The sequence below is a fragment of the Nocardiopsis sp. CNR-923 genome (assembly GCF_001942255.1).
Taxonomy (GTDB): Bacteria; Actinomycetota; Actinomycetes; order Streptosporangiales; family Streptosporangiaceae; genus Nocardiopsis.
The window spans coordinates 59,440-83,437 of sequence record NZ_MKKC01000022.1 but is presented as its reverse complement, the minus strand read 5'-3'; the positions used below and the strand labels follow the sequence as shown (position 1 = coordinate 83,437).

At 74.6% G+C, this 23,998-nt stretch carries 17 protein-coding genes and 5 pseudogenes; 11 read left to right on the top strand and 11 right to left on the bottom strand.

Going from position 1 to position 23,998, the window contains the following annotated elements; genetic code table 11:
* Positions 1-138: 138 nt before the first annotated feature.
* The 3 genes and pseudogenes from zwf to pgl all read left to right on the top strand — a co-directional run.
* Positions 139-1,757: pseudogene (gene zwf / locus BJF83_RS01620) on the top strand (glucose-6-phosphate dehydrogenase); the annotation flags it as partial.
* Between the two features lie 39 nt (positions 1,758-1,796).
* Positions 1,797-2,725: pseudogene (locus tag BJF83_RS01615) on the top strand (glucose-6-phosphate dehydrogenase assembly protein OpcA).
* Positions 2,722-3,468 (top strand): 6-phosphogluconolactonase, encoded by a 747-nt coding sequence (gene pgl, locus BJF83_RS01610; RefSeq protein ID WP_075924884.1) that lies wholly within the window; start codon positions 2,722-2,724, stop codon positions 3,466-3,468. Before BJF83_RS01615 ends, pgl begins: the two are co-directional and overlap by 4 nt.
* A 50-nt stretch (positions 3,469-3,518) precedes the next feature.
* Here pgl and BJF83_RS01605 read toward each other — a convergent pair whose 3' ends face one another.
* On the bottom strand, positions 3,519-3,767 hold the full coding sequence (locus tag BJF83_RS01605) for a hypothetical protein (protein WP_075924883.1): 249 nt from the start codon (positions 3,765-3,767) through the stop codon (positions 3,519-3,521).
* Between the two features lie 199 nt (positions 3,768-3,966).
* On the opposite strand from BJF83_RS01605, the pseudogene BJF83_RS01600 reads away from it, so the two are divergent.
* Together BJF83_RS01600 and BJF83_RS01595 are read left to right on the top strand one after the other, a co-directional pair.
* Positions 3,967-4,826: pseudogene (locus BJF83_RS01600) on the top strand (helix-turn-helix domain-containing protein).
* The gene (locus BJF83_RS01595; RefSeq protein ID WP_083678369.1) at positions 4,823-5,071 is read left to right on the top strand and encodes a DUF397 domain-containing protein; all 249 of its coding nucleotides are present in this window, start codon (positions 4,823-4,825) and stop codon (positions 5,069-5,071) included. Before BJF83_RS01600 ends, BJF83_RS01595 begins: the two are co-directional and overlap by 4 nt.
* Positions 5,072-5,147: 76 nt before the next feature.
* Here BJF83_RS01595 and BJF83_RS01590 read toward each other — a convergent pair whose 3' ends face one another.
* Positions 5,148-5,699, bottom strand: coding sequence for a carboxymuconolactone decarboxylase family protein (locus BJF83_RS01590; RefSeq protein ID WP_075924882.1), 552 nt, complete (start codon positions 5,697-5,699; stop codon positions 5,148-5,150).
* Between the two features lie 110 nt (positions 5,700-5,809).
* On the opposite strand from BJF83_RS01590, the gene BJF83_RS01585 reads away from it, so the two are divergent.
* Both BJF83_RS01585 and BJF83_RS01580 read left to right on the top strand, forming a co-directional pair.
* Positions 5,810-6,376 carry a TetR/AcrR family transcriptional regulator gene (locus BJF83_RS01585; protein ID WP_075924881.1) on the top strand — a complete coding sequence of 189 codons (567 nt, stop codon included), beginning with the start codon at positions 5,810-5,812 and terminating at the stop codon, positions 6,374-6,376.
* Positions 6,377-6,567: 191 nt separating this feature from the next.
* Positions 6,568-6,957 (top strand): nitroreductase/quinone reductase family protein, encoded by a 390-nt coding sequence (locus tag BJF83_RS01580; protein WP_262391236.1) that lies wholly within the window; start codon positions 6,568-6,570, stop codon positions 6,955-6,957.
* A gap of 341 nt (positions 6,958-7,298) precedes the next feature.
* On the opposite strand, the pseudogene BJF83_RS01575 reads toward BJF83_RS01580, so the two are convergent.
* Both BJF83_RS01575 and BJF83_RS01570 read right to left on the bottom strand, forming a co-directional pair.
* Positions 7,299-9,475 (bottom strand): annotated as a pseudogene (locus BJF83_RS01575) (CRISPR-associated protein).
* Positions 9,476-9,634: 159 nt separating this feature from the next.
* Positions 9,635-10,006 (bottom strand): hypothetical protein, encoded by a 372-nt coding sequence (locus tag BJF83_RS01570; protein WP_075924879.1) that lies wholly within the window; start codon positions 10,004-10,006, stop codon positions 9,635-9,637.
* A 363-nt stretch (positions 10,007-10,369) separates the two neighbouring features.
* On the opposite strand from BJF83_RS01570, the gene BJF83_RS01565 reads away from it, so the two are divergent.
* Positions 10,370-11,515 carry a hypothetical protein gene (locus BJF83_RS01565; RefSeq protein WP_075924878.1) on the top strand — a complete coding sequence of 382 codons (1,146 nt, stop codon included), beginning with the start codon at positions 10,370-10,372 and terminating at the stop codon, positions 11,513-11,515.
* A 16-nt stretch (positions 11,516-11,531) separates the two neighbouring features.
* Here BJF83_RS01565 and BJF83_RS01560 read toward each other — a convergent pair whose 3' ends face one another.
* From BJF83_RS01560 to BJF83_RS28260, 5 genes are read right to left on the bottom strand one after another with little or no spacing between them, the layout of a single operon-like run.
* Positions 11,532-13,805: a TIGR03986 family CRISPR-associated RAMP protein gene (locus BJF83_RS01560; RefSeq protein ID WP_394329284.1), complete on the bottom strand. Its 2,274-nt coding sequence runs from the start codon at positions 13,803-13,805 to the stop codon at positions 11,532-11,534.
* Positions 13,790-14,527: a hypothetical protein gene (locus BJF83_RS01555; RefSeq protein ID WP_075924877.1), complete on the bottom strand. Its 738-nt coding sequence runs from the start codon at positions 14,525-14,527 to the stop codon at positions 13,790-13,792. Before BJF83_RS01555 ends, BJF83_RS01560 begins: the two co-directional genes overlap by 16 nt.
* Positions 14,524-16,212, bottom strand: coding sequence for an RAMP superfamily CRISPR-associated protein (locus tag BJF83_RS01550; protein WP_075924876.1), 1,689 nt, complete (start codon positions 16,210-16,212; stop codon positions 14,524-14,526). Before BJF83_RS01550 ends, BJF83_RS01555 begins: the two co-directional genes overlap by 4 nt.
* The gene (locus BJF83_RS30785; RefSeq protein WP_075924926.1) at positions 16,209-18,008 is read right to left on the bottom strand and encodes a hypothetical protein; all 1,800 of its coding nucleotides are present in this window, start codon (positions 18,006-18,008) and stop codon (positions 16,209-16,211) included. The genes BJF83_RS01550 and BJF83_RS30785 overlap by 4 nt, the downstream gene beginning before the upstream one ends.
* Complete coding sequence (locus BJF83_RS28260) at positions 18,005-18,766, bottom strand: hypothetical protein (protein WP_262391235.1); 762 nt, start codon at positions 18,764-18,766, stop codon at positions 18,005-18,007. The genes BJF83_RS30785 and BJF83_RS28260 overlap by 4 nt, the downstream gene beginning before the upstream one ends.
* Before the next feature lie 55 nt (positions 18,767-18,821).
* Between BJF83_RS28260 and BJF83_RS30780 the strand changes: the two genes are divergently transcribed.
* A complete protein-coding gene (locus BJF83_RS30780) occupies positions 18,822-19,118 on the top strand; it encodes a hypothetical protein (protein WP_262391234.1) in 297 nt (98 codons plus the stop codon).
* Between the two features lie 2,116 nt (positions 19,119-21,234).
* Here the strand turns inward: BJF83_RS30780 and cas6 are convergent.
* Positions 21,235-22,187 (bottom strand): annotated as a pseudogene (gene cas6 / locus BJF83_RS01530) (CRISPR system precrRNA processing endoribonuclease RAMP protein Cas6).
* A 90-nt stretch (positions 22,188-22,277) separates the two neighbouring features.
* Entirely contained in the window at positions 22,278-22,817 is a 540-nt protein-coding gene (locus BJF83_RS01525; protein ID WP_075924875.1) for a DUF1697 domain-containing protein, read from the bottom strand.
* Between the two features lie 101 nt (positions 22,818-22,918).
* Between BJF83_RS01525 and BJF83_RS28250 the strand changes: the two genes are divergently transcribed.
* Both BJF83_RS28250 and BJF83_RS28245 read left to right on the top strand, forming a co-directional pair.
* Positions 22,919-23,410, top strand: coding sequence for a hypothetical protein (locus BJF83_RS28250; protein WP_262391233.1), 492 nt, complete (start codon positions 22,919-22,921; stop codon positions 23,408-23,410).
* On the top strand, positions 23,407-23,913 hold the full coding sequence (locus BJF83_RS28245; protein WP_262391232.1) for a hypothetical protein: 507 nt from the start codon (positions 23,407-23,409) through the stop codon (positions 23,911-23,913). Before BJF83_RS28250 ends, BJF83_RS28245 begins: the two co-directional genes overlap by 4 nt.
* Positions 23,914-23,998 lie beyond the last annotated feature (85 nt).

Here is a 23,998-nt window from a genome sequence, read left to right as displayed (position 1 = left end):
CCACGATGAGGGGCGCCCCGGACCAGTGGCCCCGGGCGCCCGGCCCGCGCCCCCGTTCCTCTTCGGACGGCGCGGGCTCCCAGCCACCATCCACCGGACACTCTCGACAGAAGGACGAGGCACGTGAAAGAACCGGTGATGCCCGGAGCGGTGCCGAACCCGCTCCGGGACGTCCTGGACCGCCGTCTGCCCCGCATCGCCGGGCCCAGCGTGCTGGTCCTGTTCGGCGTCACGGGCGACTTGGCGCGCAAGAAGCTGCTGCCCGCCATCTACGACTTGGCGAACCGGGGCATGCTCCCTCCCGGCTTCGGCCTGGTGGGCTTCGCCCGCCGGGACTGGGAGCACCAGGACTTCGCCGCCCAGGCGCACGACGCGGTCCGCGAGCACGCGCGCACGCCGTTCCGTGAGGACGTGTGGCGCCAACTGAGCGAGGGTATCCGCTTCGTCCCGGGCGACCTCGCCGACGACGACGCCTTCGACCGCCTGGCGGACACGGTCCGCGAACTGGACACCCAACGGGGCACGGGCGGCAACTACGCCTTCTATCTGGCGCTGCCGCCCAAGCTCTTCCCGACCGTGATCACCCAGCTCAAGCGCTCGGGGCTGGCCGAGGCCAAGGAGGGCGAGAAGCGGGAGGGAACCGCGCCGGAGGAGACCGTCGAGGGTGACGGCCCCCGGCCCGCTCGCGGCGCACGCGGGCACGACGGCGGGCGACGGACGGGCCCGTGGCGGCGTGTCGTGATCGAGAAGCCGTTCGGCCACGACCTTCACAGCGCCCGGGAACTCAACCAGGTGGTCGACGACGTGTTCCCGCCGGCCTCGGTGTTCCGCATCGACCACTACCTGGGCAAGGAGACGGTCCAGAACATCCTGGCGCTGCGCTTCGCCAACACCCTGTTCGAGCCGCTGTGGAACCGCGGCTACGTGGACCACGTGCAGATCACCATGGCCGAGGACATCGGCGTGGGCGGACGCGCGGGCTACTACGACGGGATCGGCGCGGCGCGCGACGTCATCCAGAACCACCTCCTTCAGCTCCTGGCGCTGGTCGCCATGGAGGAGCCGGTCTCCCACGACGCGGACGCGATCCGGACCGAGAAGGAGAAGGCCCTGTCTGCGGTCTCGCTGCCCGCGGACCTGTCCACCGGGACCGCGCGCGGCCAGTACGCCGCCGGGTGGCAGGGCGGCGCCGCGGTGCGCGGCTACCTGGAGGAGGACGGCATCCCGTCCGACTCCTCCACCGAGACCTACGCCGCCCTGAAGCTCATGGTCGAGACCCGCCGCTGGTCAGGGGTGCCGTTCTACCTGCGCACGGGCAAGCGCCTGGGACGGCGGGTGACGGAGGTGGCCCTGGTCTTCCAGGCGGCGCCGCAGCAGCTGTTCCCCCGCGCCGACATCACCGAGCTGGGGCAGAACGCACTGGTCCTGCGCATCCAGCCCGACGAGGGGGTGACGCTGCGCTTCGGCTCCAAGGTCCCCGGCGCCAGCATGGAGGTGCGCGACGTCAGCATGGACTTCGCCTACGGCCAGTCGTTCACCGAGGCCAGCCCGGAGGCCTACGAGCGGCTCATCCTGGACGTCCTCATCGGCGACCCGCCGCTGTTCCCGCGCCAGGAGGAGGTCGAGCTCTCCTGGCGGATCCTGGATCCGGTCGAGGAGTTCTGGGCCAAGTCGGGCCGACCCGAACAGTACGGCTCGGGCACCTGGGTCCGGGGTCCGGTGAGGCCCTGCTCGCCAGGGACGGCCGCCAGTGGCGCGCCCGTGACCGCCCACGACCACGCCGGAGGGAACCGCCGATGACGCTCTACCTGCCGCACACCACGACCTCGGCGATCGCGAGGCGCTCACGGCCGAACGGCACAGTGTCGGCGGCGGCGCCATGAACATGGTCCTGACCCTGGTCATCGTCACCGACGAGGCCGACCACTACGACGCGGTGCGCGCGGCGACCGAGGCCGGACGCGAGCACCCGTCGCGGGTGGTGGCGCTGATCCGGCGCGACCCCAAGGCCGAACCGGTGATCGACGCCGAGATCCGCCGCCCGGGTACGGCGGGCCCGGGCGAGGCGCTGCTGCTGCGGCTGTACGGACCGCTCGGCGAGCACCCGGACTCCGTGATCACGCCGCTGCTGGTGCCGGACGCGCCGGTCGTGGCGTGGTGGCCCGGAGTGGGCCCGACCGATCCGGCCGCCGACCCAGTGGGCCGCCTGGCCCAGCGGCGCATCACCGACGCGCTGCGCGCCCCCGACCCGCTGGACGACCTTCGCGCGCGCGTGGCGCACTACACCCCCGGCGACACCGACCTGTCCTGGACCCGGCTGACGCCGTGGCGGTCGCTGCTGGCCAGCGCCATGGACCAGCGGTGCGGGTGGGTGACGTCCGCGACCGTGACGGCCGAGGAGCACTACCCCAGCGCGGACCTCATGGCGGCCTGGCTGACCGACCGGCTGGCGGTGCCCGTGGAGCGCGCCGTCTCCGACGGTCCCGGACTGACCGGGGTCCGCCTGACCACCGACCAGGGCGACGTCACCCTGACCCGGGTGGACGGGCGGGTGGCCACGCTCTCGCGGCCCGGCCACCCGGACCAGACCGTGGCCCTGGAGCGGCGCGAGGCGGCCATGGCGCTGGCCGAGGAACTGCGCCGACTGGACGCCGACGAGATCTACGCGAGCGCCGCCCGGCACCTGGGGCCGAAGCTCGCTGGAAGCGGAGCATACGAGGCATGAGCGGACCGGAGATCCTCCGCCACGCCGACGGGGGCGAACTCGCCGACGCGGCCGCTCAGCGGCTGGCCGACATGATCGCCGAGGCCGAACGGGATGGGCGCGCGTTCCACCTGGTGCTCACCGGCGGCGGTGTCGGCATCGCGACCCTGCGGGCGCTGGGCGACCGGGCCGAGGCAGTCTGTCTGGGTTGGACGCACGTACACCTGTGGTGGGGAGACGAGCGCTTCCTGCCCGAGGGCCACCCCGAACGCAACGAGACCCAGGCCCGGGAGGCGTTGCTGGACCGGGTGGAGCTGCCGGTGCACCACGTGCACCCGATGCCCGCTTCCGACGGGATGGACGGGGACCACGTCGAGCACGCGGCGACGCGGTACAGGCGGGAGCTGACGGCGGCGGCGCGCGGCCAGGCCCCGGTTCCGCGGTTCGACGTGTGCCTGCTGGGCGTCGGCCCGGACGCGCACGTGGCGTCGCTCTTTCCGGGACTGCCCGGCGTGCGCGAGGACGAGTCGGCCGTCACGGCGGTGCACGGCTCGCCCAAACCGCCGCCGCGGCGGATCTCGCTGACGCTCCCGTCGATCCGGTCGGCCCGCCAGGTGTGGGTGCTGGCGTCCGGCGCGGGAAAGGCGGAGGCCGTGCGGCTCGGGCTGGCGGACGGGGACCCCCGCGAGGCGCCCGTGGCGGGTGCGCGCGGCGACCAGCGGACCCTGTTCTGGGTGGACGAGGCGGCGGCGTCCCGGCTCTGAGACCAAGGGCTCCGCCCGGACGCGGGGCCCGGGCGGAGCGGTCATGGGGCTCACAACCAGACGAGTTCTCCGCAGAGGCGATCGGCGAAGGCCTGCGCGCTGCGGATGCTGTGGAACCCACTGCCGTTGACGGGGCGCGCCATGCCGCCCCGGCCGCCGGGCGCGGTGACGCCGTAGTAGGCGTGCTCCATGGCGTCGGTGTCCTCGTTCCAGATATCCACGAGGAACGCTCGGGGGAGAGCGGGATCGGGGTTGTTCTGGTAGACAGAGTTCGAGTCGCGCTGGGGGCTGTTCGACATCGGTTTCCCTTCCGTGGCTCTTCGGGCCCGGACGGGGAGCGTAGGAACAAACCGTCCGGGCCGCCTGTGTTCTAGACACTCAGGCACAGACAACCACCAATCCGACATCACACCGTGATGGCCATCTCACCTTCTGTTATCGTGACACCCAGATTCCGATAACACAACTCTGTCTCATGAGATTCTGCCGGAGCAAACGATGGTGAAGAAGAAGCGGTCCAACCGAGTGACCCTGCGCGGCCGTTGGCTGGGCCAGCGCCTCCGGGAGCTGCGAGAGACCAATGAGTTCACGCTGGACCACGTCGCCGAGTTCATGCAGCGCACGAACGGCACGATCAGCCGCTTCGAGAACGGCGTGTACCCGGTGCGCCGCCCGGACATGCTCGCCATGCTCGATCTCTACGGAGTGAAGGACCCCCGGCAACGCGACGGGCTCCTCAAACTGGGCGAGAGCGTCTGGCAGTCCGGCTGGTGGGACGGCTACGCGGACGTCTCCGACGAGTTCATCGACTTCGTGTGGTTGGAGGAGCTGGCCGTCGAGCACTGGTTGTTCGATGACACCATGCTTCCCGGGATCCTCCAAACGCGAGCCTACGCCGAGATTGTCATCCGCACAGCGGAATTCGACGGATCCACCGAACGCGTGGAACGAGGCGTTGAGCTGCGCTTGGAACGCCAGAAGCTCCTGAGCCGCGCGGAGCCACCGGTAATTCGCGCGCTTCTTGACGAAGCCGTGCTCCGAAGGCGAGTAGGTTCTTCCGACATCATGCGTGCGCAGCTCACGCACCTTGTCGGGTGCTCAGGCTTCCGACGGTGAACCTACGGGTTCTCCCCTTCTCCGCCGGAGCGCACACGAGCCCCACCGGTGCCTTCAAGTACTACGTCATGGCGGATCCCTACCCCGACCTGGTGTACGCCGAGACGCCCAAGGGCGCGGTCTACATCGAGGAGCCAGACAGCGAACGCGTGGCCCGTCTATATGATCGGTTGTGGGAGAAATCCCTGCCGGAAACCGCATCCGTCGAGTTCATCTCGGCGCTGAGCGAGGAGCTACCGTGACCCCCGAGCCGACGTTCCAGCACCTCTCCAGCGAGGAACGCGCCGCCATCGACTGGCACATCAGCACGTTCAGCGAAAACGGCGGAGCCGCATGTGTCGAAGCCGGGGTGCTGGGTGACGGATCCGGCCGGGTCGCCGTCCGGCACAGTCACCACCCCGAAGGCGCGTACATCGTCTACACCCGCCAGGAGTGGGCGGCCTTCACGAAGGGCGTCCGCGCCGGAGAGTTCGACTTCGACGCCTGAGACCGCACACGAACGGGCCCCCGGACCATGATCCCGGTCCGGGAGCGCGTTCGTGTCCGGCGGACGACCGTGTCAGCTACGCGAGCTCGGCGAGGGGCTTGACCGCGGGCCACTCGATGTCGACGTCCAGGGCCTTGTTCACGTAGTTCGTCAGCACGTTGAGCGCGACGCCCGCGATGACCTCGACGATCTCGGCGTCGCTGAGACCGGCCTCGCGGGCCCTGGCCAGGTCCTCGTCCGCCAGGGATCCGCGGGTCTCGGTGACCTTCACCGCCAGTTCGACGACGGCGGCGGACCGCGGGTCGGCGCTGGTGCCGCGACGCGCGGCGACGATCTCGTCCTCACCCACCTTGGCCACCTCGGCGGCGATGTAGGTGTGCGCGGACAGGCAGTAGTCGCAGTCGTTGACCTCGGCGACGGCCAGGGAGACGCGCTCACGGTCGGCGGCCGACAGCTGACCTGCGCCCAGGGCGCCGTTGAGGCCGAGGTAGCCCTTGAGCGCGCTCGGACTGTTGGCGAGGGCCTTGGCCAGGTTCGGCACGGCGCCGAGGGCCTTCCTCACCGCGTCCAGTTGTTCGGCCGCGGCGGGGGTGGCGGAGGCGGGCTCGATCAGGGTGACTCGGGACATGGGGAGACTCCTTCTCCAAATCGAACAGACCAGTACGTACGAACTGAAGGCGAATCTAACCCCCGACACGCCACTTGTCAAACAGATCTGTTCGTTCGATACTGGCGGGCATGACCACCACGAACCAACGGACCCCCGTGCGCGAGCGGCTGCTGGAGACCGCTGACCGGCTCTTCTACGGCGAGGGGATCCACGCGGTCGGCATCGACCGGATCATCGCCGAGAGCCGAGTCGCCAAGTCCACGATGTACGTGCACTTCCGCACGAAGGAGGACCTGGTCGAGGCGTACCTGCGCCGACGGCACGCGGCGATCGCCGAGCACGTCGAGGGAACGGTCGGCCCGCGGACCGCCGGGCGCCGCGAGCGGGTGCTGGCGGTGTACGACGCCCTCGACGGGGAGATGTGTGCGGCCGACTGGCGCGGTTGCCCGTTCACCAACGCGGCCGCGGAGTACCCGACCCACGAGGGCATCCGCTCGGCCGTGCGCGACTGGCGCGACTGGCTCCACTCGCTGTTCGACCGGCTCCTCGACCCACGGGCGGACAAGGAGTACCTGGTGCCCGCGCTGGTCCAACTCGTGGACGGGTCCATGACCGCCGCCCATCTGGACCGAACCACGGGCGCGACGTCCGTCGCCCGGCGCGTCGCCGCGACGCTCCTGGGCACGGCCGCCTGACGGCGGGGCGCGACCGCCGCGGACACGCCCTCCACCATCGATCAGGAATCAAGAAGCCCCCACGACCCACACTCACTTAGTGTGACCGAGAACGACATCATCGTCACTGAGCGGAGGCAGTCGATGGCATGGGGGCGGAGACCCGGGACCGTGGCGGGCACGGAGCGTTCTCGCGCTGGATGCAGCACCGCATGAACGCGCGCGTCATCCGAAAGATCCGGAGCGGGCGCGGGACGTTCATGGGCATGGAGGTTCTGATCCTGCACACGGTGGGCCGACTCAGCGGCCAGCGGCGGGAGACACCCGTGGCGTGGTTCCCCGACGGCGAGGACTCCTGGCTGGTCGTCGCGTCCGGTGGCGCGAACAGGCATCCCGACTGGCACCTCAACCTACTCGGACGCCCCGAGCGGGCGGCGATCGAACTGCCTGGCCGCGAGGTCGTCCCGGTGACGCCGCACATGCTCGACGGAACCGAGCGTGAGCGGGCCTGGCGGCGCGTCGCCGCCGCCCAGCCCCGCATCGAGAGTTACCAGCGCAAGTCCGCCCGCGTGTACCCGGTGCTCCGCCTCACCCGACGGTGACGCCGACCGCGCCCAAGACCGCGGGTGGGCCCTGACCGCGCCGGTCGGGGGACACCGAGGTCCGCGGCGTCCGCCGCCTCGGGTTCGCCCGCCGCCGGGACGCGCCCCGAGACCAGGGAGGTCACCGCCATCGCCGTTGCGGCCCCCAAGTCCGGGACTCCCCACCGCACCCGCGTCTGCGTTCTGTCCATCTGTCCACGCGTCGCACTCGACGCGGTGCTCTGTTCCATGGCGCGCCGCCGAGATGGTTCGGCGCACGCGTGATGGGTCGGACCGGTCCCCGTTCCGGTTGCGCCGAATCCGCGTGGACTCGGTGACGCCGGACCCAGGGCTCGGGCGGCTCACAGACGGCTGACGTCGGCGTCGAGGAGGGCGGGGAGCGCGTCTGGCGACGCGGTCACCACCATGGGACGCAGCGGTTCCCCGAAGGACAGGCGGTCGGTCGGCGCACGGTCGCCGGGGGCTGTGTGCGCGATCCAGTCGACGAGTTCGCGTGCCCGGCCGACGTCGCGCCCCGGCCGGGTCAGGGCCACGACCGCTCCCGCCACGTCGCAGCGCAGCTGGAGGTGGAGGGTGGCGGAGAAGGCGCTCTGCGCCCACGCCCCCGGCGTGACGTGGTGCGTGCGGGCGTCCCGGGCACGCCGCCTGCGCCAGGCCGGTGCGGCCAGGCCGACCGCCCGGTCGTCGAACGTGAGCACGAGGCTGGGCCGCTCCTGCGCGGTCAGACACCCCTCCGGATCGGTGAGCGTGACGTCCATCCACACCACGACCGGGCCGCTGGCGGCACGGGCGAGCGCGGTGCGCGCGGCGTCGACGAGGGCCGCGTCGACCTGGGTCCGGGCGGCGCGGCACAGACGCCCGGCGAGCGGCTCGTCGAGCGGTGCGTACCCGGACAGGACCAGTGACCAGTCCACGGCGGCGCGCCCCTTGAGCGGCAGCACGCCGTGGTCGCGGCAGACGACCGCGCGCTCGTGCGGCAACTGGTAGGTGACGCAGGCTCCGGAACGCAGGGCGGCCAGGGCCAGGCCGAGGCTCATCGCCTTGGTACCGGTGGTGATGTCGGCGATCACCGGGGGCGGTGGGGTGTCCGGGGCCTCCCCGGGAGCGGTCTCGCGCACGATCCAGTCGTGGGCGACCGCGGCGACCGCGTCGCGTCGGCCCCCTCGACCGGGTCGGGGGTGAGGCGTACACGGTCGCGGTACCCCGACTCCCTCAGGCGGTCGGCGTCGACGGGAGCGGACCCGGGGTGTTCGGCCGCGTACAGGGCGCGGGCCGCCGCCGCGCGCACGTTGTCGCGCAGGCTCTGCCGCGAGGGCAGCACCAGGGCGCGGCCGGGCCGGTGGGCGTGCACGGCGGTCAGGGTGCCCAGGCGGCTCCCGCCCAGGGCGGTGACCAGGACCGGCCGGTCCCCGGGGCCCGGGTGGGCGGCGGGGACCGAGGCGGAGTTCGGCTGGGCCGGCGCGACCGGGCGCGTCGGGTCGCCGGAAGGCCGGGGCGGGCGGACGCGTGGTGCGGGGAAGAAGGCCCTGCGCAGGTCGTCGAAGGAGGTGACCCGCTCCAGCAGGTCGCCCAGGTTCCACACGTGCACGAGCCGGGCGGACAGCGCCGGATTGTAGACGGTGATCGCCTCCCGCAGACCCGGCACGACGGGACCGGTGTAGACGAACAGGACCTGGGCGGCGCCGCCGAAGACGCGGCGGGCCTTGGCCACGGTCCACCCGGCGCGCGCCACGACGTCGGCGGGCCGGGTCTTGGCCTCCACGCACAGGACCCGGTGGCGGTGGCGGACCACGGCGTCGAAGTCGGCGACGGAGCCGGTCGGGTGCAGGGGGTCGGCGACCTGCCGCGGGCCCAGGACCTCGGTGTCGGACTGGCTGCGCAGGAGTCGCCTCAGGTGGGACAGGACTCGCGCTTCGGCGACCACACCGCGCCTGACGGAGGGTGACATGTCAGGAAATCGGGCCAGGAGCGCCTGTGTGCCGCCTTGGGCGACGAGGCGAACGGGTTCGGGGTCGCGGTCGTCGAGCCACCGGGCGCCGTGGACCCCGGCCAGGGTGCACAGGTCAACGCCGGTGGTGGCCAGGGGCAGTCCGGGGTGGGCGGGATCGGCGGTGCGCAGGGTGTCACCGCTGGCGTCGAGGTAGTGGCGCCACCGACCGGCGTGGGGGTGGCGGTCGGCGGGCAGGGTGTCATGGTGCAGGAGAGCGGCCGCGACACTCATGACCTTGGTTCCCCCGGTGTAGTCGAGGAACCAGGGCCGCCCGCCGTGGTCGCGGTGGAAGGCGTCGAGGGTGTGGGAAACGGCGGCGAAGTCGTGCGGGTCGGGGCCCACGCTCAGGGAGCGGACGGAGGCGGGGGCGGCGATCCGTTCGACGGCGGCGGCGACGCGTCGGGCGATGGGCCGGGTCCCGTCGCTGCACAGCAGGGCGACGTGGTCGGCGGGCAGGGTGAGCGAGGAGAGCAGGGCCGGGGTGGGGTTGCGGCCCACGAGGACGACGGCGGTGCGGGGAGTGTCCACGGCGTCCTTCTCCGACGGGCGGCCCGGGGGCCACAAGGCTAGTTCAGGCCCGTTGCCTTCTCCAGGGCCCGACGACCGTACGCCACCGATGTGGTGCGCATGGTGATGGTGTGACTCTTTGGGACCCGTTCCGGACGGGCACGGCCGGGCCCGGCGCGCTCACCCGCCCACCGGCTCCGGCCGTGCGGGCACGGTCCTGCCGCTGATGACGAACGACCGGCAGGCGGTGACCACTCCGCGCCCGTCCCGGACCAGGTCGGAGGGAACGAGCAGGTCGTGGCGCTCGGGGTGGGCCGAGCCGACGACGGAGGAGACGATGAACCACACCCCCGCCTGCGGTTCGGGCAGGTCCGCGCGCGTCCGCCGCTCGGCCACCAGCGGCACCCCGGCGGGCACGCCGTCGGCCTCCGGCACCGGTACGCGGACCGCCTCCACGCGGACCGGGTGGGTCGCCCGGGGCCAGCTCTCGATCACGTGTGAACGCTCGTCGACGACTGTCACCACATGCGGCGTCAGATTGACCACCGCCATCCGGCGACCTCCGTTCCTCTCGCTCCGCGACGGCCCGCGCGGGGGGCGCGGCGGGCCGCGGCGGCCCCGGCCGGGGCCGTCATCGCAAGTCTCTCGGACACAGCCGCGCGCCCTGCTGGGACACTCCCAGCGACCCGATCGCGAGGCTGGTGTGACGCGTGTCCGTTTTGTTGCTCTCGGCGACACGAATACGGGTTCGGGACCCCGTCCGGACATTGACAGTCCGTTTGGAACCGCCCTACTTTGGGGGCGGACCTCCCGTTCACGCGGGGGTGTCCGGCCAAGGTCTCACCGACTCCCACACACGCTTTCCCGGAGGGCTGGGAGAGCGACCCGGCCCCGGACCCCCGGGGAGAAGAGTTCGTGAGCACGCACCACTGCTCCGCCTGGGAGCTGTTCGGCTCCGCTGCCTTCCTGCGCGCGTTCACCCGTGTGCTGGGGTGCGGGCCCTGCTCCGCGGACGGAACCGCCCAGGGCTGCACGGGTCACTCCCAGCAGTTCTGCGACTACGTCGACCTGTGCGCCGAGCACTGCCCGTGCCCGGTCCACGGCGGCGACCCCAGCAGCGTCCTCGCCGTGCGTATGGCACGAGCCGCGCCCACGGCGTCCGGCGTCGACCGCACCGCCGCCCACCGGCTGCGCGACGCACTGGACGACGTGCGCCGCGACCGGTCGTACAAGAACCTGCGCCGCGTGTACCCCCAGCCGATGGCGGGCGGACGGACCCGGTGTGCCTTCTCCGAACGCCCTCGCCGCTGGGCCCAGCGGCGCGACGTCGCCGCGGTGGCCGCCGACGTGGTCGACCAGGAAGCGCTGGCCCTGCTGGTGCTGACCGCGGGGTGGGGCAACCCGGCCGCCGACCTGCCCGAGGACATCCACCCGGGCGAGACCGTCTCCTTCACCGAGGACGGCAGCGCCGTTCCCGTCTCGGACCTGCACGGGCGCTCGGTCACCGAGGCCAAGGAGCCGCCGATGGTCTCCACCGCGACCGGCGACTACCTGCTGCGCAAGCTCGCCGAACTGGCCGCCGGACGCGACGCCGACCAGGGCCGCACCCCCGACCAGCGGCGTCGGCTGCACCTGCGCGAGGTCCTGCCGGGGGTGAGCGGGGAGGACGTCGCGCGCCGCCTGACCGGTGTGCTGGGGCGCATGGCGGTCGACATGCCCGCGCACTTTCGCCTCGTTCAGCAGGCCCGCGGCCGAGCGCGCAGCGCCCCCTACGCCCCGGTGCCCGGCTCCCCCGCCGTCGAGGAGGACACCAGCGACCGCCGCGAGGTGCTCGCACCGGCGGAGCGGGCGTGGCTGCGGGCCACCGGCCGGGAACTGGCCCACCGCGCCCAGGCCGACCGCGCGCGCTTCGACGCCGATCCGCAGGGCGCCCTGGACGGTCTGCTGCGCCGCCTGTTGGAGGAGGGCTCAGGCGTGCCCGAGCGCTGGCACGGAACCCAGGACGACCCCGACCTGCGCGCCGACCTGCTGGAGGCGTTGGCGGAGGCGATCGAGGGGTGAGACCGGTCCCGCCCGCTCATCCGCGGTGCGCGGGCGCGGTCGGGGGCCGACCGCGCTCCCGGTCCGCGTCGGCGAACCGGACCGTCAGCGGCGGCAGGACCGGGTACTCGGCGAACTCACGCAGTGACATCACGGCCGTGCGATCCCACGGAAGCCGGTCGCGCCACCGGCTGGCCAGGCACACGTCCACGGCCTGGTCGACCTCGCGCCAACGCTCGGGGCGGGGTTCGCCGGACAGCCTGCGGCCGACCAGCGCGGCACCGAACGCGTCAAGGAACCCCTGCACGCGCGCGTCGCTGGCTCGGGTGACCCCGGCGGCCGGATCGAGCGAGACCGCGCGCGCCCCGCGGTCGACCAGGTACAGCCGCGGCCGCAGGTGCACACTGCCCATGCCCAGTGACTTGCCCATGCCGATCTTGTGCGCGTGGGCCGGGTCGGCGGGGTCCCCGCCGTCGACCGGGTTGTCCAGGAGCAGCGCGCGCAGGAGCGCACCCAGTTCACCGTCGGTGAGGTTGGTGAAGGTGACGCGTGAGCGGAAGGTGAGGCCGTCGCGCAGGGGCACGACGTCGCGTTGGGTGTCGCGGACCGGCTCGGCCCGGTGCCCCGGTGGAAGCACCGTGACGCCCAACTCCTCCTGGGCACGGGCGTCGTACCGCACCGGCCGGCCCAGATCGGCGCGGTGCCTGTGCAGGTAGGTCTTGTATCCGCCCAGACGGACGCGCCCCTCGTGGGACCAGGTGACGATGTCGGGCCGGTCCCCGGCGGCCGCGTCGGGCCCCTGCACGAGGTAGTTGGCGAAGCAGCCGCGTTGCGGGGAGAGCAGGCGCACGCGCAGGGCCGCGCCGTCGGGGTAGTCGGGGTCGGGGTCGGCGCTGAGCGCGTGCCCGAAGGAGACCCGGCCCTTGGACGCGCCCGCCTGCCCGGCGAAGGTGTCGGTGTCGCCGAACATCGCGCGGCACACGTCCACCGGGCGGCCCGCCCGGTCGGGGTCGCCGCGCTGGGGTCCCAGAACCGCCGCGGGGACGGCCCGGCGGACGGGGTTGTCGTCGCTGACGGCGATCCGGTAGCCGCCCGACCGGCCGAAGGAGACGACGTCGCCGGACAGGTCGACGTCGAACCAGACCGGTTCGAGCCCGTCTCGGGGCAGTCCGCCGCCGCTGGCCCCCGCCACCGGCGGGCGGCGGGGATCGGCGGTGTCCACGCCGAGAGCGTCGGGGAAGGCGACGCGCTGGTAGCCGGTGATCTGCTCGGCGGACTCGAACAGCTCCACCATGGCGTCGGGGACCGGAGAGCGCCCGGAGCGCAGGTCGAAGGGACGGGGAAAGAGGTAGGCGTTGCGGCGCTCCCCGGCGGCGACCCCGGTCAGGACGGTCAGGCAGGGAACGACCCCGCCGCGCCCGCGTCCTCGTGCGTGCGGTGCGCGGGCGCGGAGGTAGCCCCGGGCCTCGGGTTCGGTGGGGGCCACGGCGCAGACCCGCTTCTGGCCGGGCAGGTGGACCGCGTGCACCCAGCGGAACTGGAGACGGCCGTGCTGGTCGTGCGCGGTGGGGACGTAACCGCCCGCTCGGGGCGGGTCGGGAAAGTCCGCGACCCCGAAGTCCCAGGTCCGCAGGCTCTCACGCAGGACGTCGAAGGACACCCGCAGAGCCTGGCCCGCCTCGCCGGTCAGCGGGGTGGCCGCCACCTCGACGACGTACCACCGGTCCTCGTCGGCGGCGTGGAACAGGAACCCCTGCCTGGTGCGCAGGCCCGCTCGGCGTTTGCGGTAGTGGGCGTGCTGGTGGGCCATGACCTGGCGGGCGCGGGTGGACAGCGCGCTGTCGGCGCTGTCGGGGTCGATCCGCACGGGGGCGCGGAAGAACAGCATCGGGGTGTTGACCGGACCGGTCTCACCGCTGGTGAGCAGGCGCACGGTGTTGCGGACGAGGCCGCGCAGGGTGGAACCGGGGATCGCGGGGAGGGGGGCGTCACCGTGCGGGAAGCGGGTGGAGACGTTGACCGCGCCCCGGTCGAGGGTCTGTCCGACGAAGGTGGGCGTGAGGGTGGTCAGGGTCAGCTCGATCCAGCCCGAGTGGGTGCCCTCGACCGTGCGGTCGTGGCTGCGCAGGAGGTCGTCGGTGCGCAACCCCGCGTGCAGGTCGGCGGCGGGCGTCGGTGCGTCGGCCAGGCGCACCAGGCCGTAGGGGGCCGTGGCGGGGTACCGGACCCGCGACCGGGCCGAAGGTTCGCCGTCATGGTTGTCGCCGCACGGTGGGAAACCGTCCCGACGCCGCATCAGTCCCCCGCCCATGGGATCTCGTCGCCCGTGCCGACGTCGATCTCCGGTCCGGTCGGTTTGGCGCCCGTGGACAGGCCGGTGAGGCGGTGGAAGGCGACCCCGACGGCGCCGGTGGCGGGGTCGGCGGCCCAGTACTCGCGGACGGTCAGCCACGTTCCCCGGCTGGAGAGCGCCGTGCGCCCGCCCGGGGCCGGGCGCGGGTGCCCGGCGAAGTCGGCCCACGCCACCGGGAGGACGGCCCTGGCCCCACCGGGCTCCCGCGTCACCGACAGGGGCGCCCGGGTGTCGACGGTGCGGCTGTGCGCGGGCCCGTTCCAGCCCTGGAGGAGGAAGGAGCGGTCCCTCGGGCGGAGCCAGGCCGGGACCGGTTCGGGGTCGTCAGCGCTGATCCACCCCGCCTCAGCCCGTTCGCCGAGGCGGATCTGGGCGGTGGCGGAGAAGACCAGGACCTCCAGGATCCGCCAGCGGTCGGCGGCGGGAGCCAGGGGCCGCGTGGTCGGGTCGGCTCCCGGATGGGTGTCGGAGCGGTACCAACGGTCGCGGGGACAGGTGCCGGTGACGCGCGCGTCGCCGAGTTCGGCGAGCAGCCACTGGGGCCGGTCCGGGGCGTCGGGCGCGTCCAGGAGGCGGCACCGTGATCCGCGGTCGAACACGTCGGTGAGGACGCCGTCGACCTCCTCGGAGGTCAACCGGCGAACGGCCAGGCCCGCGGGGAGCGGGGGGTGATGGGTCACCGGTCACCTCCGGACGGGTCGGCGGGCGCCAGGCGGGCGTGCAGCGCGGCCAACCAGCGCCGAGCGGTGGCCGCCTCGGGGCTGGCGGGCGCGAACACGGCGGCGGTGAGGTCGACCGTGCGCGCCGGTCCGCCGTCGCCGGGGTGGATGGTCACGGCGGCGCCGGTGGCGGTGACGCGTCCGTTTCCGCTGCCCGTGCCCGCGCCGAGGGTCTCGAAGGGGACCGTGGCCAGTTCCCTGACCAGGAGGGTGAGCAGGCCGAGGACGGCCTCGTCGGGTTCGCGCACGTCGAGGACGGCCTCCGCGGCACCGCCGCAGTGCAGGTCGGTGGTGAACAGGCGGCCGTCGACCGCGTCGCCGAACAGGGCGTCCACGGTCAGTCGGGTGGTGGTCAGCGGCGCGCCGCCGGTCAGGACGGGGGTGGCCCGTAGGCGCACGCGCGAGGGCCGGGGCACGCCCCGTTCGGCGTCGGCGCCCCACCAGTGGGCGTGCCAGTGCCGCCAGAGGGAGGACGGGCCGCCCAGATGTTCGGCGGTGTCGCGCACCAGACGGGCGGCGACCCTCTTGAACAGGGAGAACAGGGCGGTGTCGCCGAGGACGGGCGCGAGGCGGACGTCGGTGGGGTCGGCGGCGGCCCCGACCGGGCGGCGGCGGTGGGCGCGGTCGACCGAACTGATCCGGTCACCGGTCGGTGCGTCCCCGATCATGAGCAGCCCAGGACGCGGATCGGGCAGCGGGCCGACGCCGTCTCGACGTTCCCCGACGTCGTCCACGGAGCCGTCGCCGACCGGTGGCGGGGTGCGTTCGCCCACGGCCAGCGCCAGGTGGAGTTCGGCGCGTCGACGGCGGTCGGCGGCGGGAGCGAGGACGGCCGGTCCGGCGACGGCCGGAGAGCGCCCCCGGGCGGCCAGCTCGCCGCGCAGAGCCGTCAGCAGGTCCGCGCGGCCCGTGCCGGGAACTCCCGCGCCCGACTCCTCGACGGGGGGCGGCCCCGGGACGGCGGCGTCCCGCGACCAGCGTTCGGCCCAGGTCCGTGCGTGGTGGGCGAACCACCCGTGTTCGTCGGTGAGGTCATACCTTCGGGCGGTCCAGCGCGTGACCCGCACCGCCCCGTACCCCCTCCCCGTACGACCGCCGACGTGCGCGCCCGCCCCCAGGCCGTCGAGCCCCCCGGCGGCGAGCACGAGCAGTTCCAGAAGCCCGGACTCGTCGGCGGGGGTGGGCACGCGCAGGCGCAGGTGCGCGGTGAGGACGGTTCCGGCGGGCAGGATCTCCCACTGCCACGTTCGCCCGGGCCGCACGGCCCCGGTGGCCGGGTCCACGCGCGTCCCCGCGCGCACCGCGACCGTCGTCCCCCCGGGCAGGACCGCCTGGGCGTCGTCGAGGTCGAGCGCGCTGGGGCGGGGCGGCAGCACCCGTTGGCCGGTCTCGGTTCGGGGCTCGGCGGAACCCAGGAGCGTGCCCACGCGGTCGGGGTCGCCGGTGCGCTCGGCCAGCTCGTGGCGCAGGAGCCCGGCCAGGGTGGTGGCGCGCAGACGGGGCGCCCCCGTGCGCGGATCGCGGTCCACGTGCAGGTCGAGGTCGCTCTCGGCGGCGTGGCGCGCGCCTGCCTGGGCGGCGCCCACATGGGTGTCGGACAGCAGGCACAGGTGTGCGGTGACCTCCCAGACCAGTGCCGGGGTCACCCGCGGCCTCCCCGGGACGGGCCGCCGTCCGCGGCCGGGCGCGGGACGCGGGCGGCCTCGGCCAGCCAGGACGAGACCAGGACCAGGCACAGACGCGCCGCCCCCCGACGCTCCCAGGCCCGGGCGTGCGCGGACAGGCCGCTGGGGTGGGCGCGCGGCGGCCGGCCGTCCGTCAAGGTCAGGTCGACGGCGGCGACGGCTTCGGCGTAGGCGGGGCCGTGTCGGGGATCCGGACGGTTGTCGGCCCACCACGCGGCGGCGCCCCCGGCCAGATCCTCCAGCCAGGCGCGCACCGTGACGGTGCCGGGTCGACCGGGTCGCGCCAGCCGGGCGCGCTCCAGCGCGCGCACCGCCCGGTCGTGCAGCACCCTGCGCGCTCCGGAGGGGTCGGCGTCGGCGGAGAAGTCGCCCGCGACGACGCGGTGCAGGGCCGCCAGGGCGTCCTCGGGGGTGCGGTGGGGGTGGACCACGACCTCGCGCAGACGGCCCACCAGGCTGGGGGTCAGCGGTGTGAGCAGGTGCGCGGAACCCCGCACCAGCGCGCGGGCGTGGTCGCGCACCGGTGGGGCGACGGCGTTCCACAACAGGTCGTCGTACAGGGAACGCAGCTGGGCGTCGGCGTCCGGGTCCGGGGGCGCGGACAGCACGACCCGGTCCCCGCCCGCGAGGGGCTCCGCCAGCGGGGCGAGCGGTTCGGGGACGGGCGGCGGCGCGAAGGCGAGTGTGAACTGTCCGTGGCCGTCCACCACGCGCTCCCCGAGCGGGTGCGCCTCCAGGAGCCGGGCCCGTTCGGTGGTCAGGTCCCGGTCGAGGCGGAGGCGGACCACGGCACCGGGCCGGGCGGCCCAGCGCTCGGCCATCGGCCCCTGGTAGCCGCGGTGGTAGGCGCCGACGGTCTCGGCCTCGACATGGCTTGCCAGGACCTCGGCTCGGGTGTCGGGCAGGCGCCGTCCCAGCAGGTCGAGCACGGCGGGCACGAGCGCATCGGGCCGGTGCTGACCGTGCTCGTCCACCACGAGCGCGGGTGAGAGCAGCAGGAGGTCGACAGGGGCTCCGGCGGGCCAGGAGCGGTCGGGGCGCACCGGGTCGACCCGGTCGGGCACCAGCAGGCGGTCGGGGTCGACGGGGGCCACGCGGACCCCGCCGTGCGCCCGGGTGCCGCCCGATCCCAGGGTGAGCGTGTCCCCGGCCTCGGCGAGGGCGGCGACCACCCGTGCGGCCAGGGAGCGCAGGGCCGCGGTGTCCGGGGCGCGCAGCTGCCAGCGGGCCTCGAAGACCTGCCCAGGGTCGAGCGTGGTGGTGAGGAAGGGAACCCCCTGGGCGGTGGCGCCGGCACGGGACCGGCCAAGGTACTGCTCGGCGGTGGTGCGCAGGCGGGCGCGCAGCGAGCGGTCGGGAGTCAGCGGGTCGCGGACCGCGCGGTAGGCGGTGGCCGGGTCGGTGGGACCGAAGACGTCGACGGTGGTGTCGCCGTCCTTGCCGGGGGTGTGGAGGTAGGCGGGCGGAGGAAGGGCGGCGGCCGCGCGGGGCAGGTGGGCCGCGGCCGGGTCGCCGTCTGGCTCCAGGCGGGGGTGGGCGGGGGCGAAGCGCAGCGCGTCGCCGCGCGCCACCCAGGCGTCGAGGTCGTCGTGGCGTCCGGCGCGGCGCAGGGCGGCGGCGAACATGCCGCGCTGGGACCTCCCGCTGATGACGTGCGCGGACTCCACGCTCAGGGGGTCGAAGGCGGTACGCACGGCCAGTGTGTCGGTGAGGACGTAGCGCAGCGGCAGGTAGGCGGTGCGTGGGGCGGGGGTCACCGGGCCTCCCTCCCGCGGGCCGCCGAGCCGGTCCGCGTCCACGGAGCGGGCGGGGCCTGCGGGGCGGAGGGATCGGGGACCGTCCCCGGGTGCGGTGTGTTCACCCGGGCGGGTGGGGCGGCCAGCCGCAGCGTCGTGGCGTGCGGGTCCTCCGGTCCCGGGCCGACCAGGCGGACGTCGACGCGACCGCGGCCCCGAGAGCCCTTCGATCCGATCTGGGTGGTGGCCAGACAGGCGCGGGCGAGGATCCGCCAGTGCTCCTCCTCCGGAGGCGCGGCCCAGGTCAGCGCGGCGGTCAGGGTCAGCCCGGGCAACAGGACCCGGTGGGTGCGCAGCCGCCCGGGTTCGGGAGCGCCACCCGAGCCGATCTCCACCCCCGACTCCAGGGCTGTGAAGGCGTCGGTGACCGCTCGGCGCAGGGTGGTGCGCACGGGTTCGGCGCGCCCGGCCAACGCGCGGGCCACGGCGGCGCGCACCTCGACCCCGAGAACGGCGTGGCCCACGCGCAGCATGCGGTCGGGGCCGTGTGAGCCGTCGCGGCCCAGGAGGTCGTCGGCAGCGCGGAACAGGTGCGGGGCGACGGCCGACGCGCTGGCCGCCCCGGCGCGCAGGCGCGCGGACAGGCGGTGGCGGGGCAGGTAGGGCAGGCCGTGGTCGTCGGTGACCACGTCGGTGTCGGCCCCGGTGCCGTCGGCGCTGGCGCCGACGAAGAGGGCGGGCGAGGCCAGGTGCACGGCGATGCGGTCGGGGCGGCTCACCGGAACGGGCCCTTCGCCGCCGGGACGCGGCCTCGCGGTCGGGGGGTTGGGGCAGGTGGGGCGGGAGGGCCTCGGCCAGGCCGGGGTCCAGGTACAGGTCCATGACCTCGACGGCGTCCAGCAGCGCGCCGGGGGTCCAGTCCGGGGGCAGCGCGACGGGGGCGCCGGTCACCCGGGCGCGGCGGTCGATCTCCGGGCCCGGGTCGGCGCCAGCCTCCAGGAGCGGGACGAGCGCGGACACCAGCCAGCCCCGGTGGCGGGTGTCGCCGTCCGCGAGCAGGCCGCCGGGCGCGTCCCCGGACAGGTAGCGGTCCAGGAAGAGGGAGAAACCGGTGCCGGTCAGGGGCAGTGAGGTGCGCGGATCGAGGGCCTGACGGGCCTGGTCGAGCCTGCGCAGGACGCGCTCCGCCCCGTCGAAGCGGGTGGTCCAGGCGACGGCGTGGTCGTCGGGGGCCGTGGGGTCGGTCGCCGCGCGGTCGACGCGATGCTGTTTGGCGCGGCGGCACATCGCCTCGCACAGGTCGTAACCCAGGCACAGGGGCGCGCCGACGGGCTGGACCGCGATCCCCGCGCCGACGGTCGGCACGTGTGTGGAGTGCACGCGCCCGTCCGGACCGGTGACCGTGCGACCGCCGTCGGACACGCCGCCACGGGCCCCGGCGAGCACCCGGTGCAGGGCCACCCGGGGGTCGCGGGGGTCGGCGATCCGATCGGGGTCGGCGTCCAGCCAGTCCAGGGCGTACCGGGTCAGGCTCAGCGCGAGCCGGGCGTCGCACACGACGGTCAGGTCGTCGCCCGCCACGACGATGGGGCGCAGCGGCAGTCGGACGGGCCCGGTCGGCGTGTGGAAGAGGGAGACCGGGCCAGCCGCGCCCGCGCCGGGGATGTGCGGGCGGCGGCCGGGCTCGGCGTGGACGGTGGCGGCGACCGCACGGACCAGGGCCCGGGCCAGACCCTCGGTGAGGTCGGCGATGCGCATGGACAGGGTCCGCTGGGCCAGTGCGCCCGATCCGGGGGCGGCGGGGTCGGCGACACGGTCGCGGTAGTCGCCGAGGATGGCGCCGAGCCCGTTGACGTCCACGTGCACGACGGCCAGGCGGCTGAGGTCGCCGTGGTCGCGGCCGAGCCGGTCGACCTCCATGGGGAGCGCGAGTTCGGGCTCCCCCGTGGCGGTGACCGCCCCGTCCAACCACGCGGCGCCGTGCGCGCGGTGCCAGCGGCGGCCCACCCCGCGCGCTCGGGCCACGTCGGCCGTCACCCGCTCGTGGACGCCCGCGTCGCCGTCCTGGGCCCGGCTGCCGTCCACGACCTCGGCGGGCCCCCCGGTGACCGCGCACACCGCGGTCACGCCGTACCCGTGGGCGGGGGTGTGCAGAGCCGACATGCGCCGTCGGGCGTCGCGCAGCCGCGAGGGCAGCGCCGCCAGGGCCTCGTCCACGCCCGAGACGACCCGCCCGGCCCCGGTCCCGTCGCCGACGGGACCGTAGGGGACCAGGGCGACCACGGGGGTGAGCCGCCCGGCCAGGTCCCGCAGCCGCCGGGTGTAACGACCGGTGAACTCCCGTGCGGCGGGCAGGTCGGGAAGGACGAGGGTGAGGGCGCCGCCCGCGTCGCGCAGCACCACGTGGTCGGGCGGCAGCAGGTCGGCGACGCCGTGGCGGGTGTTCGCGGTGTCGGTCAACTCCGCGACCAGGGCCGCCCTTCCCACCGCGTCGAGGATGCGCCGACCGCCGAAGACGAAGGCCTGGATGCCGCGCAGGTCCACGCCGACCACCACACCGCTGACCGGCGGATCTCCCGCCTCCTCACTGCGGGGGAACGACCGCGCCGGGAAGGGCGGCCGAGGGTCGCGACGAGTCACCGTGGGAGGTCTCCCTCTGGACGGGCGGGGATGGGGGCCGGACGTGCGGGGCGTCCTGGTGACCTCTCTCGGACGCTGCCGGTACGGCCACGATCACCATCGATACCAGGTGCGCCGACGGTCCGACACCGTCTCGTGGCGAATCGTCCCGTTCCGGCCAGGGCCCAGGACAGTGTCCGAGAGAGCTGGATGCGCATCCGCCCTTCCCGCACGGAGAGGTCCCCACCATGACACGGCACCTTCCGGAACCCACGGCGTTCCCCGGCCCGCCCGCGGCCCCTGCGCCCGCCGTCCCGGCGCCGCTGACCGCCCAGGACCTGGTCCCCCACCTGCGAGGACTTGCACGGGTGCTGAGGGATCGACGGGGGGGACCGGGACCTCGCGCCCGGGGCCCCCGGGTGTGATGCCCCGTACCCGGGCGGCGGCCGGCCAGGGGGCACGATTCAGCGCGCCGGGTCGGGTTCGCGCTCACGGCTGCGGGCGGCGCGGTGTGTGCCGGGCGCCAGCGCGTGGCCGCCGCCCCGCCCCACCGACCGCCGAGCGGGCGCGGGGCTCCGCCGGACCGACCCCCGCCCGCCGTCCCCGGGCGGGAGCCGGCGGTCCCGGATCAGTCGAAGAGCGTCCCGCTGAACTCCTCGGCCGCCATCCGTGGACGTGGGCCGTCCACCCGCCGGGGCGCGCGGCGCCCGCCCCGGTCCGCTCGCCCGCGGGAACGGGGTGCGGGGGCCTGGGGAGTCATCCCCGTTCTGGTCACCGTGTCCACGCGGACCGCGCCGAACCCCTGGGCCGTGTACTTGCCCACGCCCGACAGCTCGACCAACTCCAGCAGGGCGGCGAACGCGTCGGCGTGGCGGCGTTCCCCGCCCGCCAGGTCCAGCCGCAGACCGCCCTCCCAGCCCAGGACGGTGCGGTTGTCGGCGTGGTGGTGCTCGGCCATGCGCACCTCCGCTCCGGGAAGGGGGACGCGCCGCACCTGCGCCAGACCGCCCAGCACGAGCTCCAGCCAGGGTTCGGCCAGCTCGCGGGGGGCGAACCGCGCGACCGCGCCCACGGCCCCGCTGCCGCCGACGATCCCGCCCGCGGACCGGTGGACCGCGCCGAAGATCCGCCGGGGGTTGGGCCACACGTGCGGGATGCGTTCCCCGGTGGCGTCGCGCGTGGTCATGACGATGGGCGTGCGGCTGCGGATCGCCGCCGACCGGACCGCGGCCGGGCCGCGCGAGGCCGTGAGCATGCGGGAGTAGGAGACGTCGAAGGTACGGGTGACCGACAGCGGTTCGAGCAGGTGGTCCCCGATCCGCTGCGGCTGCCCCACCAGGTCCCGCGGGTCGACCGGGGGCGGGACCGCGTCGTCCAGCCAGGTGAGCGTCCAGTGGTGCAGCCGGTCGCCGAGCGGCGCGGGCCAGCCGTTCATCGACCACCGCTTGGCTGCGGCGTGCTCGTCCGGAGGCTGCGGCCACCAGTGTTGAGCAGTCCGTGACAGTCCTCGGGCCGGATCGGCCGCGCGGTCTCCGCCAGGTCACGCAGGATCAAGGTCCAGCGTGTCGGCACCGACACCACCCCTTCTCACGTGGACGTGACGGCGGCGGATCCGCGCCGTCCCCGGTTCACCGAGGACATCTCTCGGACACTTGCCGGGGATGGCCGCTGTCAGCCCTCGACCATCCGAAGCAGCCGCAGGACGGTGCGCCAGTTGCGACCGGTGAGGACACCGTCGGCGTGTCGGGCGACGAGGACGGGGGCCCTGGCCCGGCGCAGGCCCTCGCGGTGGTCGGTGTAGGCCTCGGTCTCGGTCACGGCGAGGCGTTCGTCGGGCAGCCGCGACGGGTCGAGCCCGCGCAGGGCGTCCACGTCCAGGTGTCCTGAGCAGAACAGGACGAGGAAGCGGGCCGGGTCGGGCACGTCCAGGGGGTTGGCGTCGACGGCGGCGCGCAGCCGGTCGGCCGCGCGCACGACGGTCGGGACGTCGAGGTCGAGTTCGCGGCGCAGGGCGCCGCGGACGCGCGCCGCCACCTCGTCGGCGTCGGCCCCGGGCGCGGTCAGCACGACGTTGCCGCTGCGCAGGTGGGTGGCCACGTCGGTGTAGCCCAGTCGGGTGACCAGTGTTCGCAGGTCGGCCATGGCGACAGGGCGGCGCGCCCCCAGGTTGATCCCGCGCAGCAGCGCGACGTACCTCGTCATGTCCCCCATTGTCGCGCGACCGCCGACATTCCCCCGTCCCGCGCTCCGCCGGACGTGCGCGTGCGCGTACGCTGGTCCCGTCCAGCGCACCGACCGTATCCGGAGCCGCCTTGCCTCGCCTGACCCACGCCTTCGACGTCTGCGCGGTGGACCGTGAGGTGGTCGCGCGTACCGTCGCCGCGGCGCACGAGGTCGCCCGGTCGTGCCGGTTCGACGGGCGGGGTTGGCTGCTCACCCCCGACGCGCCCACGCGCGAGCGGCTGACCAGACGCGCCGAGGAGCTCGGGCTCCTCGACCGCGAGGCCGCCCAGCTGCGCGAACGGGAACGGATCGCCGAGGCCGAACGTGCGGGCCGGGACGTCCGCACGGCGGCGGAACGGGCGACCACGACCGCCCTCCAGCTCCAGACCGGTCGGCACCTCGCGCCCCGCAGCCACTACCTCGTCGCCGAGCTCTCCGCCGAGGGCGTGCCCCTGGAGCCCCGCTACGAGGAGGAGGGGTGGAGCAGCACGGGACTGACCGTCACGTCCTGGGACGAGGCGGGCACGTGCGCACTGGAGTATGCCATGCCCGACGCGTCGGCACGGGCGAACCCGCCGTGACGTCGGGAACGGTGGCCCACGACGCGGCGGGCGTCCTCACCGCGACGACGCGGATCCGGCTGCCCGGACGCTTTCCCCGCTGGCGCACGGCCGGCGCCTCCCTCACCGTCGACACCGGCGCCTGGTACGCGGCCCTGGCCACGGGCACGACCGACCCCCCCGTCCGCCTGACGGCCAGCCACACGCTGGTTGACGTCACCGCCTGGCTCTCCCCCGCGCCCCGCGCCGACGGCCGCTGGGACGTGACGGCCGTGTTGGACGTGCGGGGGCGCGGCCTCATCGCGCGCCCCCTGGTGGCGATGCTGGTCTGGGCGATCCGGGCGTCCTTCCGCAGGGAGCAGCGACACGCGCGCCGCGGCGAGGGGACCGGGGCCGCAGGACCGCGTGAGCGTTGGGAACGTGCGGTGCGCTCCTGGGACCGTGTCGCGCACCAGGCGTGGCGGATTCCGGAGTTTCTCCACGAGGTGGCCAAGTCAATGGCTGAAGCGCAGCTCAGGGACTGACCGAGCCCGCCTTTCATAAAACCCTTTGAGGGTGGATTATCGGGCTTTTAAAGTACATCGGAGAACGCAGAGCCATACGCCTGTC

Coding starts and splice junctions, on each gene's coding strand:
- pgl (WP_075924884.1), top strand. CDS start 2,722: ATGAGCGGACCGGAGATCCTCCGCCACGCCGACGGGGGCGAACTCGCC.
- BJF83_RS01605 (WP_075924883.1), bottom strand. CDS start 3,767: ATGTCGAACAGCCCCCAGCGCGACTCGAACTCTGTCTACCAGAACAAC.
- BJF83_RS01590 (WP_075924882.1), bottom strand. CDS start 5,699: ATGTCCCGAGTCACCCTGATCGAGCCCGCCTCCGCCACCCCCGCCGCG.
- BJF83_RS01585 (WP_075924881.1), top strand. CDS start 5,810: ATGACCACCACGAACCAACGGACCCCCGTGCGCGAGCGGCTGCTGGAG.
- BJF83_RS01580 (WP_262391236.1), top strand. CDS start 6,568: ATGAACGCGCGCGTCATCCGAAAGATCCGGAGCGGGCGCGGGACGTTC.
- BJF83_RS01570 (WP_075924879.1), bottom strand. CDS start 10,006: ATGGCGGTGGTCAATCTGACGCCGCATGTGGTGACAGTCGTCGACGAG.
- BJF83_RS01560 (WP_394329284.1), bottom strand. CDS start 13,805: ATGGGCGGGGGACTGATGCGGCGTCGGGACGGTTTCCCACCGTGCGGC.
- BJF83_RS01525 (WP_075924875.1), bottom strand. CDS start 22,817: ATGGGGGACATGACGAGGTACGTCGCGCTGCTGCGCGGGATCAACCTG.